This is a genomic window from Parafannyhessea sp. (assembly GCF_051876455.1).
Lineage (GTDB): Bacteria > Actinomycetota > Coriobacteriia > Coriobacteriales > Atopobiaceae > Parafannyhessea.
This window is the reverse complement of record NZ_JBJEHW010000222.1, coordinates 1-1,599: the sequence shown is the minus strand read 5'-3', so window position 1 is coordinate 1,599 and position 1,599 is coordinate 1. Positions and strand designations below refer to the sequence as shown.

Sequence of the window (1,599 nt, the reverse complement as noted above, 5' to 3'; positions counted from 1 at the left end):
GCCGTGCGCCATGGAGAGCGAGGCTCCCATGCCAATCACGGAGTCGACGGACTTGTACGGCGCGACGGCGCCCAGCGTGTAGCAGCCGATGTCGCCGGTCACGATGGCGTGGATGCGGCGCAGCTCGCAGTAGACCAGGCGGTGCGGGCAGCCGGCGCAGAACGCGGGCGGGCGCGGCGGCAGGTCGTCGGCGGGGGCGGCGTGGCTCGGCAGCGCCTCGCCAAAGCTCGCCTGGATGTCAGAGGGGAAGATCTCGCCGGAGCGCGGCAGCGGCTTCGCGGGCGGCTCGGAGAGCCCCACGCCCATGGCCGCGATCGCGGTGCGGAAGTGGCGGCAGGTCTCCTCCACCACGTACACGCGCTCGACGGACGCCGCGAAGTCGCGGATCAGCTTGGGCGGGAGCGGCCACGTGAGGCCGAGCTTGAGCGTGGACGCGTTGGGCAGCGCCTCGCGCACGTGGTTGTACAGCGCGCCGGCCACGATGACGCCGACCTTGGCGTCGCGCATCTCGACGCGGTTGAGCTCGCTCTTCTCGGCGTAGTCGAGCAGCGCGTCCTCGCGCGCGTTGGTGGCGCGGATGCGCCCCACGGCAAACGCCGGCATCATGACGTACTTCTGCGACTGCGAGGCGTAGTCGCGCAGCGGCGCGTCCACGCGCTCGCCCGCGGGCTCCACCATCGTGCGCGTGTGCGCGATGCGCATGGTCTCGTGCAGCATGACGGGGGTGTCGAAGCGCTCGGACAGTGCGAAGGCCTTGCGCGCGAACTCGTAGGCCTCCTGCGAGTCGGACGGGTCCAGGCACGGGATGCGCGCGAAGGCCGCGTACGTGCGGGAGTCCTGCTCGTTCTGCGAGCTGTAGCACGACGGGTCGTCCGCCGCCAGCAGCACCAGGCCCGCGTTGACGCCCGTGTTCGCCACGGACATGAAGGGGTCGGCCGCGACGTTCACGCCCACGTGCTTCATGGTCACGAGCGTGCGCGCTCCGCCCATGGCGGAGCCGATGCCCACCTCTAGCGCCACCTTCTCGTTGGGCGACCACTCGCAGTAGACGTCCTTGTGCCTGACCAGGTTCTCGAGCGTCTCGGTCGAGGGCGTGCCGGGGTAGCCGGTGCCGACCCTCACGCCCGCCTCCCATGCGCCCTGCGCTATGGCCTCGTTGCCCGAAAGCAGCTGCCTTGCCATTGGTTCTCCTCTCGCCCACGCGAGGGCCGGGCCCCCTTGCCCGCGCCCCGCGGTGCCGCACGCACACTAGCACGCATCATTCTCAAGCATACTTGTTTCTGTTTTGAAAATGGACGGCACGCCGCTGGCGAACGGCCCCATCGCGCGGGCGAGAAGAACGGGGCGGAGCGGCCCGATGCCGCCCCGCCCCTGGGGTCACGCCCTGTGTCGCACCCTACGCCGCGCGGAAGCGCGCCGGCGCCCGGGGTGCGTCTTACTCGTAGTCGCCGACGGAGATCCAGCTCAGCAGGAAGTCCTTCTCGACCACGCGGCCGCGCGCGAGCTCCGCCGCCGCGACGATCGGGAACCACTGGCTCACGTATTCGACCGTGGTGCCCTGCAGCTCGCAGTAGGTGTTGAGGTAGGACTTGGCGAAGT

The 1,599-nt window shown here is 70.4% G+C and carries 1 protein-coding gene; it reads right to left on the bottom strand.

Features of this window, described 5'->3' with window-relative positions; all coding sequences use genetic code 11:
- The coding region (locus ACI38Z_RS09235; protein ID WP_439789912.1) for a hypothetical protein at positions 1 to 1,182 on the bottom strand (1,182 nt) is incomplete at its 3' end.
- Between the last annotated feature and the right edge of the window lie 417 nt (positions 1,183 to 1,599).